Below are 14,635 nucleotides of genomic sequence, written 5' to 3'. Positions count from 1 at the left end.
CGAATGAGCGGAACGTTTGGCGTGAACGAGAATGAGGTGAGTTGTGATCGATCCAGCGTGTCCGCACTTACCCGCTGCCTGCAGGAGGAAGCGGCCGCCATTGCCGCGGCGGCGGAACGGCTCAGCAGCGAGGAGGTCGAGGGGGCCCTGAGCCTGTTGGAGCGCTGTGCCGACTGCAAAGCCAAGCTGGTGATCACAGGGGTGGGCAAAAGCGGCATCGTGGCTCGCAAGATCGCTGCGACCTTCTCCTCCATCGGTTTGATGGCCCTGTTTCTCAACCCGCTCGATGCGTTGCATGGCGACCTGGGCGTAGTGGCCCCCGAAGATGTGTGCCTGCTGCTCTCCAACAGTGGCGAAACCAGCGAACTGCTGGCCATTCTTCCCCACTTGACACGCCGAGGAACCGCACGGATCGCTCTGGTGGGAAGAGCCGACTCCTCACTCGCCCATGGCAGTGACGTGGTGTTGGAGGCCTCCGTTGACCGGGAGGTGTGCCCCCTGAATCTCGCGCCCACAGCCAGCACATCCGTGGCCATGGCCATTGGCGATGCGCTGGCCGCCGTCTGGATGGAACGGCGGGGCATCTCTCCTGCCGATTTCGCTCTTAATCACCCAGCTGGCGCCTTGGGCAAGCAGCTCACGATGACCGTGGCCGATCTGATGGTCCCAGCAGCCAATCTCCACCCGATTCACCCACAAACATCCCTTCCAGATGTGATCAGCACGCTCACGCAGGGCGCGATCGGCAGCAGCTGGGTGGAAAATCCCAAACATCCCGGAGGCTTGCTGGGTCTGATCACCGATGGCGACCTGCGGCGCGCGCTGCGTGCTCACGGCCCTGAGCGCTGGCCAATGCTGACTGCGGAAGACCTGATGACCCCTGACCCAATCACCATCAACGCAGACCTGTTGGCGGTTGAAGCAATTCAGCGCATGGAACACAACCGACGCAAACCGATCTCCGTTTTGCCAGTGGTGGATCACAACGGCCAGCTCCATGGCCTACTGCGCCTGCATGATCTCGTCCAGGCCGGATTGGCCTGAACCGGAGGCTCAAGCGAATGCGACGACTGCTGCGGGAATGGCGCTGGCAACGGCTGACCACCTCACTGACCCAGGTGGAGCTCCTTGTGCTGGATGTGGATGGCGTGCTGACGGATGGAGGCCTCTGGCTGGATCAAGAGGGACGCCTGCAGAAACGCTTCGATGTTCGTGATGGGCTGGGGCTGAAACTGCTGCAGAAGTCGGGGCTCCATCTGGCCTTTCTTAGTGGTGGCCATGGCGGCGCCACAGACGTTCGGGCACGCCAGCTGGGAATCGAGCACTGCCTAGTGGGGATCAAAGACAAACCACCGGCCCTAAGAGCCTTGCAAGAACACGTGGGAATCACAGCACAACGCACCGCTTACCTCGGCGATGACCTCAACGATCTGGCCGTGCGCAGCTGTGTGGGACTGCTTCTCTCGCCTCGCGATGGCGCCAGGCCGCTGCGCCGTCAGGCCAATGCCGTGCTGCATCACCGGGGAGGCCATGGCGCCGTGCGCGAACTGGCCGAGCGGATCCTCAAGGCACGAGGTGACTGGGGCGAGCTGGCGCAACAGGGCTGGCGCGACCGCAACGACTGAAACGCAACATCAGCCCATCTGACGCAGCACCCGATCACGACGTCGTCGCAGAGCTTCACCGAGCTCCGGCCCAGGACGCATGCCCTGAGCGATGAGCTCCCGTGCACTGACCGGTGAGGTCACATGGCGCCAGCGCCCCCACCAACGCAGCAACGGTCGCCGGAATGACGTGTTGTCGAGCACCGCAAGAGCCACCGCTTCCGGCGACCAGCGCTGCTGCTCCAAGCGCTGCGTCCACTCCAACGCATCCCAGCTGCTCCAGGCGTCCCGGTTCACTTCAAGGTCGAGCCATCGACGGCACTTGACCAACTCACCGAGCCAGACCTGCTGCTGGCGAGGAATTTGCAAACGCGAACCCAGCGATTCCGGATCAGTGGCCGCCGCTACCAGAACCACCAGCGCGGGGAGGCAGAGACGCCTGCCCTGAACCAGCCGCCGATGCAAACGTGAGTCATGCTGCAACCCAGCATCAAGGACTGACAAAGCTGACCACTGATGCAAGAGCTGAAGCGCTTGATCCCATGGCTCGCGATCGAGCAGCAACTCCAATTCCATCCGTAACCGTGTGCCTAACGCTGGCGGCACAGCCTCCAACGAATCCCCAGGACGCCAGGCCCAGGGCCATTGAGCCAGTGTGGATTGAATCTGCACCAAGGCATCGGGGGTCAGATGAAACCCCAGGCGGGCGCCATAACGAGCACCGCGAAGAATGCGCGTCGGGTCGTCCGCGACGCTGTTGGCATGAAGAAAAGCCAGTTGACGCCTGGCCAGATGCTCCCGGCCGCTGTGGGGGTCACAGAGCAGATGGGATCCATCAGCCTGGAGCAACAGAGCCATGGCATTCACCGTGAAGTCACGACGCGCTAGATCCTGCTCGATGCTTCCCAGCTGCACCACCGGGTTCTCTCCGGGTGCGGGGTAGATCTCCATACGAGCGCAGGCCACATCAAGCAGCACTCCATCAACCACCAATTCGGCTGTACCGAACTGAGGATGCAGATGCAGCTCGGGCACGCGCTCATCACCGAACTGTTCGCGCAGATGCTGGACGAAATCCACGCATGACCCTTCCAGCACAACATCCAGATCCTGCGGGTCACGCCAGGGATCACGGTGCACGTGATGAAGCATGACGTCGCGAACAACACCGCCTACCAGAGCCATCCGTCTCACACCCGAACGTTGCGCCTGATCCATCAGTGCAGCGAGCAGAGCCTTGGGGAGGCCAGAGCCATTAATAGATATCTGGTCTGTCATATCGGCCTGATCCGGCGGTCAGAAGGACCCTTCAAGGGCAAGAGCAGCAAACGCACCAGAACCACGGCATGCCCCCCGGATGATCACGCAACGACACCCAACAGGCCAATGGCACCAAAAAAGCGACGCCAAAGCCAGCGATCACTCAACCAATGCATGGAGACAATCAAGCCATGACCGTGAATTAGAGTCAATCAAGATGGTGCAGGCAATGAAGACATCGATCATCATTCCCTGCTACAACGAAAAAAATGCCATTCGCGAGACAATCGAAGGCATTGGCTCGGTCATTCAGGAAGCGAAACTCAACGACGTTGAAATTATTGCTGTCAATGATGGGTCCACCGATGGATCCGAGCATGTTCTGAATGCCCTGGCCGCTGAAAGCCTGAGCGGCAATCTGCTTGTGGTGCATCACAAGCGCAATCAGGGCTACGGAGCCGCTCTTAAAACAGGGATCCGACGAAGTCAGAGTGACTACATCTGTATTACCGATGCTGACGGAACCTATCCGAACGAACGCATTCCAGAGCTGATCGAGCAGATCACCAGCAAGGACCTCGACATGGTGGTTGGAGCTCGAATTGGCCCCAACGTTGACTACTCCAAGATCCGCTCCATCCCCAAGATGATCTTGGTGCCATGGGTGTCATTTCTATGTGGCACCGATGTCCCTGACATGAACTCAGGACTGAGAATTTTCAGACGCGATCGGTCACTGGATTTCCTCAAACTTCTACCGGACGGCTTCAGCTTTACAACCACCATTACCATCTGCTTGCTACGTAATCGTTATGCCGTTGAATTCACGCCCATTAGCTATGCAAAGCGAATCGGCAAGAGTCACATCAAACCCATTCGCGACACGCTGCGCTTCACCCAATTAATTCTGCGCACGGGCATGTATTTCGCCCCACTTCGACTTCTTTCTCCGCTAATCGTTGGTCTCGCAGCCCTATTCTGCGCGAGCGCGCTTTATGACTTGATCGCACTCAATAACCTCACCGACAAAACAGTCTTGCTGGGCTTTGCGAGCCTAAATGTGTTCATGTTTGCGCTGCTGGCTGACATGATCGACAAGCGGTCACGCTAACCATCCAGCGGCCAAACTCAAGACTCATGTAAGCCTGACAGAGGGCAACCTACCTGGAGCAATGTGCCTAGATAGCTTTGCTGCAAAATCAACGAATAGCATACTCAGGCAAACGAGAGAAGCTGGAATGAAAGGAGTAGAATAGCGAGGCAAAAAATGGCTCAAGAAGCTATAAAAAATAAAAAATGAAACTGGTGCAATTGATACCATCAGCCAAGACGACTTCCGCTCAATTAACGACAACAACGGAGCCGCAAGCAAAGCCAAATAAGCCGCAGCATTCAAGGCAATGTATTTCCACTCCCTCGCACGAAATCCCCAGAAGCCTCTCCAACCAATGGGGAGACCCGTCATCAGGGCTTGCAGCGGTTCGCGCCGGAATTGCTGAAGAGCAAAATCTTTCTGCTCATCACTCTTGAGTCCTAGCTCACGAGGAATGCCCCTCTTTCCCCGCTGATAAAACGATTGAACATCGCCATAGCGCTTTTCCTCCAAAGCTTCTTGGTCGCAGTCAAGATCTCGCGTGAAAACCGACAGTCTGCCCCCACAAGAAAAATCATCATCGGAAAGGCCCAACCATGGGCCCAGAAGGTCATGACGTAGATCTCTAGGAGCATAGGCGTAGAAAGCATCACCAAACTGCTGCCAGCTCATCTGATTGAAAACCGACCGAATCAACAGCACATCACCCCCTCCCTGAGCAATGACGAGCTTGGAAAATTCAACTTGATTCCTCACTAACCAAGGTGACACAGTGATCAAAAACCCAAACGAAATCGCAACAAAGGAAAGCCAGAAACGCTTACCGAGTCCCCCGATCACTAATGCCATCAGCGGCAACAGAATCAACGCCACATAAGCCCCAGTTGCCTTCGTTAAAGCCATCAATCCAAAAATCACACCAGAACCCAAAAGCCATTGCCACGTTCTCGACCGCGATGCCATTAACAACACAACACCCAGCCACACCAGAACCGTGCCAGCAATTAACTCTGTATTCATTCTGTCGACCGCCTTGAGCACGAAGAAACGGTTGACCACGACGATCTGGAACACAGCCAGCCCATGGGCAGCGAGCAAGGGAGCGAAGACCAGTTGTGACGTCAACCAGAGACCCGTAAAGAGAGCGGCAGCCCAAACCAGATTGATCTGTTTGATGAAGACTAGAAAGGCTTCTGTAAAGGGTTGTCCTGTTTGATCGAGCAAACCAGGAGACCAAAGATCAGCCATCCTCAAGTAAAAAGCCAACAAGAAGTTCGGCAGAGGCTCCCGTCGAAAACCGGGAGTCACATCTGGCGAAATCATCTGATTGCTGTAAACCCCATACTTCGCCAGATTGACACTGGATCGAACATTCTGAGAGGCATCACCACCCAATGAGCTTGCGCTGATCGCATGAAAATCCTGGATCAACATCCAAAGGATTAAAAGAACAACCGCTGCTGCTGCAAAAGTCGTCAGACGTCGGAGGTGCGTAGATGCCATGCCAATCTCAAACGGAACGATTCGCCAAACGACGGGCTTCGTTCAACTGCTCAGGCGTATCGACGGAGAGAGATATTCCTTCAACGCTGAAGGTGGCAATCGTGTGCCCCGCTTCAATCAAACGCAATTGCTCTAAACGCTCCAGATCTTCGAGCGGTGAGGCGGGCAACTGATCCCAACCCGCAAGCACATCGCCACGGAAGCCGTACATCCCCACATGGCCCCAGTAAGAGGCGTGCTGATGCCATTCCGCAGGGTCCACATCACGCACATGGGGTACCGCGGAGCGGGAAAAATAAAGCGCCCTACCGTCGTGGGCCAGCAATGTCTTGACCACCGCTGGGTTGTGGATGGTGGCAGCAGACAGGCGGTACACGGGCGTCACCACGGCAGGAACCGGATCACGCTTGCCGAACTCCGTCACCATCTGCGTCACCACAGTGGAATCCAAAAAAGGCTGATCTCCCTGCACATTGATCACGGCGGTTTTTAGCAACCGTTGCTGCCGTTGCGCGTCATCCCAGGCATCAGCGGCCTCTCCCCAGGCCAACGCCACCAATTGATCCGCCACAGAGGCAATGCGCTCGCTGCCGGAGCTGCAGGCCTCAGACGTCATCAACACGGGAAAGCCCCAAGCCGATGCCAGCTCCTGCAAACGCTCACTGTCGGTGCAGAGCACCACCGACTCCGGTCCCTCAGCCTCAGCACAACGATTCAGCACACGTTGAATCATGGGCTGACCGCCGATGTCGGCCAGCACCTTTTCGGGTAGCCGTGATGAGGCCAGGCGCGCCGGCACAGCCACCACAGAACGCTGAATCGTCGGTCGCTGCGGGATCGAAGCGGTCATGACCATCAATCCCAAAGCTTCATGGCGTCATCGCGGGCGCCGAACCATTCGGCAGCGAGCACCCCCCCCATGGTGCGCTGCTCGCGAAACCAAGGTCCCCCCAGGGTCCAGTGCAGCAAGGACGGACCGCCCTCCTCGGCTGATGCCGTTGGAGCAATCTGAACATCGACCAGATGATTCCACCCGGCATCCAAGGCACCGATCTCATGGTCGCCTTCCAGCCAGTGAAAGCGATGCAACTCCAGCCCGGTGGCCGTGTTCACGTAGTCGACCGTGAGCTTGCTGCAGCGCTTGCAGTTGAGCAGCATCAAGGAGCTCCAGTTTTTCTTGGGATAGGCGCTCTGCACTTCCCCCAGAAATTTCACCGTTTCACCGGGCACATGCTCGTGCTGTACGCACATCGCCCCATAGCGGTCATCCCGCTGCTGCCACAGCAGGTTGATATCCCCTCTGCAGAGCATGTCGCAGTCCATGAACAGCGCCCAGCCCTCGTAACCCATCAGATGGGGCACGAGGAAACGTGTGAACGAGAAGGCCGTGCTCTGTTTCGGATCACGTTCACGGCGATACAGCCCCTGGGCTTCCAACTGAGGCGTCACCAGCGGGGTGATCGCCAAAGGCGCACTGCTGTGCTGATAGAGGCTGTCAATCAGCACATTGGTTGCTGCCCTCTCGCGCGGGTCGTAACCGATGAAGATCGGGATCGGTCTCACCGTTACCACTGGTTCACATCTCTTTGGCGCAGACTACGGCTAATTCAAGAGCGAGCCTTAAGCTTTCGCCCGCAGCTCAGACAGCATGGCCGCGAGGCAGATCAGGCTCGGATCGATCACCTTCGCCAATGACGCTCCCTTCGTGTTGATCGGTGGCGTCAATGTGCTGGAGTCGCGCCAGTTTGCGTTGGATGCCGCTGGGCAGTACAGCGACGTCTGCAAACGACTCAACATCCCGCTGGTGTTCAAGGCCTCCTTCGACAAGGCCAATCGCTCATCGATTCATTCCTACCGAGGGCCAGGACTGGACGAGGGCCTGACGATCCTGCAGGCGGTGAAAGACACCTACAACATTCCGGTGATCACCGATGTGCACACACCGGAGCAAGCCGCACCAGCCGCGGCCGTCTGCGACATCATTCAATTGCCTGCCTTTCTTGCCCGTCAGACCGATCTGGTGGAGGCGATGGCACGCACAGGCTCGGTGATAAATATCAAAAAACCGCAGTTTCTGAGTCCATCTCAGATGCGCAATGTGGTGGAGAAATTCCGGGAATGCGGCAACGACCAGCTGCTGATCTGTGAGCGAGGCAGCAATTTCGGCTACGACAACCTGGTAGTGGACATGCTGGGCTTCGGCGTCATGAAGCGCTGCTGTGATCAGCTGCCGCTGATCTTCGATGTCACCCACGCGCTTCAGTGTCGTGACCCCGGAGGCGCTGCATCGGGGGGCCGTCGCAGCCAAGTGGTGGATCTGGCGCGGGCAGGCATGGCCGTCGGCCTGGCGGGTCTGTTCCTGGAATCACATCCCGATCCGGATCAGGCGCGCTGCGATGGTCCGAGCGCACTGCCGCTGGACGCTTTGGAGCCCTTCCTGACGCAGTTGAAAGCCGTGGACACCTTGGTGAAGTCACTGCCGGCGCTGAACATTCAATGATTGGGCTTCAAACCTCAATCGTCCGAATACACCAACCTGCGGTTCAAACGCGCCACCCACGGCAGCAGCAGAGCCATCTGTGCCAGCCCAGCGGAGTGATGCAACCAGGCACCGTCGTAGCGAATCGAGGCCCCTCGCTTGGCATCAAAACGCATGCGATTTCCCGAGAGGATGTGGCCGCTTGAGTGCTGCGCAGGCTCCAGCATCTTGCGATCAAACGGGACCTCCAACCAATCGCAGATTCGCTGCAGACTTTCCTCCGGATCGAGGGCCAACTGCTCATAACCCAGGCGATAGATCGGCCGGCCACTGGCTTGCAGCCTGGAAGCCTGGCGTGCATTCACCCGGCACCAACGCAACAGCGGCTTCAGACCTGGCAACCATTGGCCACGGCGCTGGCCATCACGGGAGCGGGAATGCACCCAACTGCGCACATCACGGGTAAGATGCACGATGCGAATGTCCAGTTCAGAGTCATCGAGGAACGGCAACACCATGTCGTCCTGATAAGAATCCACTGCCCACTGCGCCTCGGGGTGGATGCGCTGCACGGCGTCCAGCAGCCGCAGGGTTTTCTCGGCCAAAGGACGGTCGTCATGGGCTGGGAGCCACTCCAGCAGCGGACCCCACACGGGGCACTCGGCCGCCACAGCACCGCAGGTACAACGACGCTCAAAGCGCAGATCACGGCGCAGCTGAGCAGGTCCTCGGTGCTCGTCTCCCGCTGCAGGCCGTTCCAGAATCCGGGCGGCTTCACCTAAACCAACAAGCTGAGGATGCGCTCCTAGGGCCAGATCCAGAATCGTGGTACCGCTTTGGCCGAGACCTCGGATCAACAGAAGCCTGGGCCTGGCTGGCAAAGCACCCTTCACTACAGCCGTGCCCCGCGATGTACCTCGCAGTCGTCGATGATTTGACGCAGCAGCTGCTCAACCTGCCGCAGGTGATGCTCGATGGTGAACTGCTCCTGAATGCGCCGGCGCCCGCAGTCTCCCAGACGTGCCGCCAGATCCGGCTCCATCAGCAGACGTGCCATCGCCCGCGCCATGCCGGCTTCGTCACCTTCCTCCACCAGCAGCCCTGTCTGTCCCTCCAGCACCACCTCAGGGATACCGGCATGACGGGTTGCCACCACCGGCAGACCACTGAGTTGGGCTTCCATCACCGCCACAGGATTGCCCTCGCTGTCACCATCCGGGGCCACCATCGAGTGCTGCACGAACCCCCGCACCTCACGCATCAGCTGCGCCACCCGGTCCTGGGAACGCACGCCCAGAAATCGCACCTGCTCCTGGAGGCCAAGCTCCACCACCAACGACCGTGCCGAGGCCAGCAGCGGGCCCTCTCCCACCATCCACAGCTCGGGCTGCAGCCTGGCCACAGCGGGATCACGGCAGAGCAAAGCAAAGGCTCGAAGCGTCTGCAGCGGACCTTTCTTGGCCACAAAACGCCCCACCGCCAACAGCACTGGTGGCGCCGCGGCCGGGTCGCTGCCCTGAAACAAAGCGGCATTGGCGCCGGAGGGACTGATCAGCAAGCGATCCGCTGGTGCACCCAGCGCCAACAGGGTGTCGGCCATCGGTCTGGATTTAACGATCACGCCGGCGGCCATGGCCAGCAGACGCCGGTAACGCCCCTTCAGCAAACCCAAGCGACGCTCCGCCGAGGCATCGGAACCGCGGAAATGCACCACCAGGGGCACACCGGACCAGGCGCAGGCCTCCATCACCCGCACCGCTTCAAAACCGAACTCCACCATCACCACATCCGGTTGATGGCGACGGATCAGGGCCAAGGCCACACAGGCTGCCGGCAGCCCTGCCAGACGCAGCCAATGCAAACGCGTGAACAGCTTGCTGAGCAGGATCGAACTGCCGTAAGCCAGTCGCCAGGGGGCCTTCAGCGGTCGTTCGTCGCCGAAGTAGGCCGTCAAGTCCAATGACAACCCACTGAGATTGGCGCGAATGAAGGTTTCACTGGCGGCGCGGGCTGTGGGGGCCAGCACCAGCACCCGCTCGCGGCCGTCGCTGACACCGAAGACGCGCCGACTCATGATTGCGCTGGCAGGGCCAGCACCGAACGCCAATGCGGCTCCACCACATCCCAGTCGAGCGCCCGCAACGTGGTGCGAGCCGCATCGCCGCATTGATCGCGCAGATCGCCATCGAGCATCAGCCGCTGCAGCGCCGTTGCAAACGCGCTCACATCGTCACAGGGCACCACCAGGCCCTGCCTGCCATCACTCACCATCTCCAGCGGACCGGGGGAGGCATCGCTCACCACCGATGGCAGCCCTGCCGCCATGGCCTCAAGCAGTGCATTGGGCATGCCTTCAAAGCGTGAAGGAAGCGCAAAGATCGATGCGCGGCGCATGAACACCAACGGATCCGAGCGGAATCCCTCGAAGCGAATCGACTCCCTGAGCCCTGTATCACTGGCCAGTGCCTCCAAGGCCTGGCGCTCCGGTCCATCCCCGACCAGAGTGACGCTCCAATCGTCCCGGACCGACGGCGGAAGTGATGCGAAGGCACGGATCAGCACATCCAGACCCTTCTGGGGCACTAGCCGAGCCACCGCCAGCACCTCTCGCTGCCGATCGTTGGACTGTTCTTCTCGCTCGACAACGCTCAGTCCACCAGGAAGTGGATTCGGCAACAGGTCCAGACGTTTCCATGGCCCCATGGCCTGCAAAGCCTTCAACACCCCCTCGGTGTTGGCAGTCACCACATCGGCACGGCGGTAAAAAATACGGCGCAAGTGGCTCCACAGATGATCGAGTCGCTGGCGTCGAGGGTCATTCCGCTCAGAAACCACCAAATGCACTGGCAGATCCCAAACCGCAGCAGCACAAAGGATGTTGGTTTTGGTTAGCAAAGCCAAAACCCGCCTTGGCCTCTCTTTCTGCATCAGCTTCCGAAGCCGGACGTAACGAAGGCCTCCAATGCCCTCCATACACCAACACAGCAGCTGCGTCACAAAAGAATCAGAGCCTGGGTGGACCTTGTGTTCGCACCAAGGCCAAGTCAATTCAATGAGCCATAAACCGACTCGGCTTACATACCTCCTAAGACGTAAAACCTGAGCAAAAGTAAAGCGACGTCCTCGGGCCAACAAGGAACGATTCCAGTTGTCTCGCAACGGTCCCAGATCAAAAACCTCCACTCCAGCAGGAAGTTGATGCTTAATCGGATGCTCATGGCGGAGCGAAAGGATCCTCACTGTGAAACCTTGTGTCGCGAAATGCTCAGCCGCTAGAAGACCAACTTTTTGAGCTCCACCAGCTCCGATATGGGGCAAAACAACCCATAAATCATCCATGGCGGAAGGAACTCATGGCTTCCAGAAAATCACGCCGCAGGCGCTCTGAGGCATAACGCTCGCGCACTGCTGCAGCTCTTGCACCGAGCTGATGGCAACGCTCAGGATCCTGGAGCAAACCATCAATCGCGTCCACCCAATCACCAGTCGCGGCCTGAGCGGACAGCAACAAACCGTTCTCTCCATGCCGGATGAGATCCGATGGTCCTGTCAGACAATCACTGGCAATGCAGGCACACCCAGCGGCCATCGCCTCGAGCAACACATTGGGGAATCCCTCGAAGCGCGATGGCAACACGAAGACCGTTGCCCGCTCATACCAACCTGCCATGCTGCCGCTGACACCGGGCAACAGCAACCTGCGTTGCAAATCAACGCTGTCGCCCAGGAGTTGACGTAACTCTGCTTGTTGGTCTCGGCCGTGGTAACTGCCTGGAGCGAGTCCAAGCAAAGCCAAATGCAGGTTGGGTGTCCGCTGCCCCAGCTCAGCAAACACCGGCATCAAGCGATCAAATCCCTTCTGATGTGACTTCGTGCCCGCCGCAAGGATCAGGGGCACTTCGGGAGGCAGACAGTCGTCTGGAGACAGCACAGGTTCTCGGTCGGGGAGCGGCCAAGACACCGGATTGGGCAACAACCTTTGCCGTGTCACACCACAATGCTGTCTGAGCCATGAACCGACAGGCTTGGTTTGCACGAAATGCAAATCAGCTTTTGGGTAGGTGAAGCGCCGCAACCAACGCCAAGGCAGTGAAGGAGGCTTGGCCGGGGGGTAGTTGCGCTCTGAGACAACGGTTCGCACCCGCAAACCCATACTGGCCAAGAGCACTTTCACCGCAGGCAGCGTGGTCACACCCACCACCACATCGGTGCGGTAATCACACAACATCTGACGCAAGGCAAGCAGCCGCCAGGGGAAAGCGAACCAACCCAGCCGCTCCAGTAGGGGTGACAGCCTGGGCTCCACCCACCGTTCCACCCCTTCCGGCACGGGGTAGGCATCACGGCCGGATCCATGCCGCGTAATCACCAACACCTGCCAACCTTCATTGCGGCCCCAGCAGGCCCAGCGCAGCAATACTCGTTCTGCGCCGCCAAGCTTGAGCGAATCAATCATGAACACCACCCGCAACGGGGTCATCAAACCGACCCAAGCGACTGAAGAAAGCTCTCGGCCTTCTCAGCGCGTGCACGACGCAGGTTGGGGAAATAAACAAGGAGAACAGGATCCACCAGTTGTTCCAGCGATGGACGACTCAATCGCTGAGCTGAAGACCAGCGGCAAGCGTTGAGCATCGTCACTACTTCATCGGCAAAGCCCCTGTGATCTTCGTGGGTTTTCGCAGAGATCACATCAAAGCGATCGGCATGGCAAGCCTGGCGCAGACGCTCCATCTCATTGACCACGACATCAAAACACTGCGGATCGTCGGCATGCCATGCCATCACCGCTGCAATGGTGAGGCTGCGCATGATGTTGCGGGTCATGCGCGTGGCCGTGGTGCGATCAATGGCGAACGGGTCATACCGTCGCGCGCTGGCCAACAGTTCAAGCGAGGCCTGTTGCAAAGCCACCGTATCTTTCAACGCCATCAAGGCCCGAAGACGCGTGAGTTGAGCTGAGATCAGCAGCTTGGCCCGGTTCTCCCGATTGGGCTTGAGGCAGCGGTAGGTGTCGGGATCAGCCTCCAGCTCAGACAAAATCATCTCCAGCCCTTGGACCCCCCGACGCAACGCCGCCACATCCTTGGCGTCGATGGCCCGATAGGTGCGCACCACCCGGCAATATCCGGCGTAATGCATCGGCAAAGCTGTGCTGGACGCCAGTACATCGAACATGGCCAGCTGATCGATGCGACTGCCCGGTCGAGACCCGCGGCGGAACAGCAGCTGATGCAGTACTTCGGCTTTACCGTCTTCCTCCCAGATCCGTTCAATGAGACGACAGCCTTCGCGGTTGTCGCCCTGGGCGAACCGACGCCGGGCCAGATCACTCAGCAGGACGATGTTGGAGGGTTCCCGCACGAGCCAGCGACGCAGCCAACATTCAGCCCGTGCCGTTTGATCCAGCCGCTCCAGCACACCCAGCAGAGCGAGGCGTAGCTGAGCAAAAACCTGGGCCCGACTCCACTGATGACGGAAACGATGGTAGGGAGGAGCCTGTGGAGCGAACGGCTCATCAGGCATCAGTCCGTGCTGACTGAGGCGATCGAGCATCGCCTTGGTCCGCGTTTGGTAGGTATGTCGCTGCGCACGCTCAAGCCGGCGCTCCAGGGCCGGCCCCTCTCCAGCCAGCGCCTGCTCAATCGCGGCTTCAAACGCAGACACTTCAGGCTGACAAAGCAACGCCACATCCCCCTGATCACGTAAGGAGGGGATCGCCGTCGCCACCACCGGACGACCGGCCGACAAGTACTCGAAGAATTTCATCGGGTACATATGACGGGTGTAGTCGTTGAGCTGCAGCGGCAACAAGGCCACATCGGCATGGGCGAGATAGGCGGGGAGGCTTGCATAAGCCCTCGGGCCCACTTGATGCACATGCGGGAACCGCTGCCAGCTGCTGACGTTAGTACTGGGATCGGTCTCACCCACTGGACCAATAAACAAATAGGTCCAATGAGGGGTTCGCTCCATCAAGGCCTCGAGCATGTGGAGATCGAGCTTGTAGGCATCGATCGCACCGATAAAAATGAGCACTGGCCCCTTGGTGGCTGGCCAATCCACCGGTCGGGGAAGATCCTCCAGCAGAGCTTGACCGAAATGGGCAGCGTCCGCCACATTGCCGAAACCATGGCTGCCGGCATTCAGCGGTCCAAGCGACGCCTGAAGTTGCGGTGAGGTGGTGAAGAGCGCATTGGCGACAGTACAGAGATCACGCTCGGCCGCCTCCAGTGCCTGCACCGGCATCCCGGGCTGCGCCTGAATGCGATCCACGCAGAGATACACCACGGCATGAAACCGGCTTAAGCGCAAATAGGCGCGGGTGAGAGGATTAAAGGTCCAGAGCAACGGACGGCGCAGGTCAAGAAGACAATCGGCCACCAACAAGCTGAGATTGAAACTCCAGTGGTTGAGGAATCCAGCCCATCCGCGGGTCCGGCCCGGCAGCACCAAAGGAGACAGAACCCAAACTCCCGGCCTCACCTTGCGCGGCCCACACAATCCCCGCAACAATCGTTTCAGGATGCGGCCCGAATCAGAGCGATCAACCCTGGGGCCGCGGACCCCCAGAGAATCCACATACAGCACGCGATGACCCAGCTCAGCCAGCGCACAAGCCACGTGCTGCTTATTGGTCCAGAGCGGATGATCCCAGTCTGAGGTGGCCAGAAGAACGATATCGGCCACGACTAA

Annotated in this window: 13 protein-coding genes; 4 read left to right on the top strand and 9 right to left on the bottom strand. The window is 59.1% G+C overall.

Annotated features, from left to right (window positions below; genetic code table 11):
- Positions 1–3 precede the first annotated feature (3 nt).
- Positions 4–1,044 (top strand): SIS domain-containing protein, encoded by a 1,041-nt coding sequence (locus tag SynA1825c_RS01095; protein ID WP_186469927.1) that lies wholly within the window; start codon positions 4–6, stop codon positions 1,042–1,044.
- A 17-nt stretch (positions 1,045–1,061) separates the two neighbouring features.
- On the top strand, positions 1,062–1,625 hold the full coding sequence (locus tag SynA1825c_RS01090) for an HAD family hydrolase (protein ID WP_186469926.1): 564 nt from the start codon (positions 1,062–1,064) through the stop codon (positions 1,623–1,625).
- Between the two features lie 9 nt (positions 1,626–1,634).
- Here SynA1825c_RS01090 and SynA1825c_RS01085 read toward each other — a convergent pair whose 3' ends face one another.
- Positions 1,635–2,882, bottom strand: coding sequence for a CCA tRNA nucleotidyltransferase (locus tag SynA1825c_RS01085; RefSeq protein ID WP_186469925.1), 1,248 nt, complete (start codon positions 2,880–2,882; stop codon positions 1,635–1,637).
- Positions 2,883–2,961: 79 nt separating this feature from the next.
- Here SynA1825c_RS01085 and SynA1825c_RS01080 point away from each other — a divergent pair, with 79 nt between their 5' ends.
- The gene (locus SynA1825c_RS01080) at positions 2,962–3,975 is read left to right on the top strand and encodes a glycosyltransferase family 2 protein (protein ID WP_255478423.1); all 1,014 of its coding nucleotides are present in this window, start codon (positions 2,962–2,964) and stop codon (positions 3,973–3,975) included.
- 24 nt (positions 3,976–3,999) lie between these two features.
- On the opposite strand, the gene SynA1825c_RS01075 is transcribed toward SynA1825c_RS01080, so the two are convergent.
- From SynA1825c_RS01075 to SynA1825c_RS01065, 3 genes are read right to left on the bottom strand one after another with little or no spacing between them, the layout of a single operon-like run.
- Positions 4,000–5,460 (bottom strand): hypothetical protein, encoded by a 1,461-nt coding sequence (locus SynA1825c_RS01075; protein WP_186469924.1) that lies wholly within the window; start codon positions 5,458–5,460, stop codon positions 4,000–4,002.
- A gap of 7 nt (positions 5,461–5,467) precedes the next feature.
- A complete protein-coding gene (gene kdsB / locus SynA1825c_RS01070) occupies positions 5,468–6,310 on the bottom strand; it encodes a 3-deoxy-manno-octulosonate cytidylyltransferase (protein WP_186469923.1) in 843 nt (280 codons plus the stop codon).
- Between the two features lie 5 nt (positions 6,311–6,315).
- Positions 6,316–7,032, bottom strand: a complete 717-nt coding sequence (locus SynA1825c_RS01065; protein WP_186469922.1) for a hypothetical protein — start codon at positions 7,030–7,032, stop codon at positions 6,316–6,318.
- A 76-nt stretch (positions 7,033–7,108) separates the two neighbouring features.
- Between SynA1825c_RS01065 and kdsA the strand changes: the two genes are divergently transcribed.
- Positions 7,109–7,960: a 3-deoxy-8-phosphooctulonate synthase gene (kdsA, locus tag SynA1825c_RS01060; RefSeq protein ID WP_186469921.1), complete on the top strand. Its 852-nt coding sequence runs from the start codon at positions 7,109–7,111 to the stop codon at positions 7,958–7,960.
- A 14-nt stretch (positions 7,961–7,974) separates the two neighbouring features.
- Here kdsA and SynA1825c_RS01055 read toward each other — a convergent pair whose 3' ends face one another.
- The 5 genes from SynA1825c_RS01055 to SynA1825c_RS01035 form a co-directional block, all read right to left on the bottom strand.
- A complete protein-coding gene (locus tag SynA1825c_RS01055) occupies positions 7,975–8,820 on the bottom strand; it encodes a sulfotransferase (protein ID WP_186469920.1) in 846 nt (281 codons plus the stop codon).
- Between the two features lie 11 nt (positions 8,821–8,831).
- Positions 8,832–10,013 carry a glycosyltransferase gene (locus SynA1825c_RS01050; protein WP_186469919.1) on the bottom strand — a complete coding sequence of 394 codons (1,182 nt, stop codon included), beginning with the start codon at positions 10,011–10,013 and terminating at the stop codon, positions 8,832–8,834.
- Complete coding sequence (locus tag SynA1825c_RS01045; RefSeq protein WP_370593764.1) at positions 10,010–10,867, bottom strand: glycosyltransferase; 858 nt, start codon at positions 10,865–10,867, stop codon at positions 10,010–10,012. The genes SynA1825c_RS01050 and SynA1825c_RS01045 overlap by 4 nt, the downstream gene beginning before the upstream one ends.
- Before the next feature lie 403 nt (positions 10,868–11,270).
- Entirely contained in the window at positions 11,271–12,419 is a 1,149-nt protein-coding gene (locus SynA1825c_RS01040) for a glycosyltransferase (RefSeq protein ID WP_186469917.1), read from the bottom strand.
- On the bottom strand, positions 12,419–14,629 hold the full coding sequence (locus SynA1825c_RS01035) for a glycosyltransferase (protein WP_186469916.1): 2,211 nt from the start codon (positions 14,627–14,629) through the stop codon (positions 12,419–12,421). Before SynA1825c_RS01035 ends, SynA1825c_RS01040 begins: the two co-directional genes overlap by 1 nt.
- Positions 14,630–14,635 lie beyond the last annotated feature (6 nt).

It is taken from the genome of Synechococcus sp. A18-25c (assembly GCF_014280035.1).
GTDB lineage: Bacteria > Cyanobacteriota > Cyanobacteriia > PCC-6307 > Cyanobiaceae > Synechococcus_C.
The sequence above is the reverse complement of the archived record's forward strand: the minus strand, read 5'-3'. Positions and strand labels throughout refer to the sequence as shown.